The organism is Mesorhizobium sp. M8A.F.Ca.ET.207.01.1.1, assembly GCF_004794715.1.
In the GTDB taxonomy this organism is placed as follows: Bacteria; Pseudomonadota; Alphaproteobacteria; order Rhizobiales; family Rhizobiaceae; genus Mesorhizobium.
In genome coordinates, this window is the sequence record NZ_SRUS01000283.1 from 1 (window position 1) to 344 (window position 344).

Annotated in this window: 1 protein-coding gene; it reads left to right on the forward strand. The window is 62.5% G+C overall.

The genetic code is table 11. The features are described from left to right. A partial coding sequence (locus EN850_RS34555; RefSeq protein WP_189591308.1) for a hemagglutinin repeat-containing protein occupies nt 1-344 on the forward strand: 344 nt, incomplete at both ends.

Below are 344 nucleotides of genomic sequence, written 5' to 3' on the forward strand. Positions count from 1 at the left end.
CAGCGGCGCCTTCAATGCCGGTGGCGAGCGCAGCGCGCTGCAGATCAGCCAGAGTGATGAGACCGTGCGCGGCAGCCAGCTGCTGGCTGGCGACAACATGGTGCTGAGGGCAAACCGCGATATCAATCTGACCGCTACCCAGGCCACCAGCTCGGATGGCACGTTGAGTGTGACCGCCGGTCGCGACGTCAACCTGCTCTCGGCCAGCGAGACGCATGACTTCAGCCTGGACAGTTACGATAAGAAAAAGAAGACACTTTCGAGCACCACCACCACCCGCCATGCCGAGAGCAGCGACAGCTACGCGATCGGCACCGGTCTGATGGGTGAGAGCGTGAGCGTCA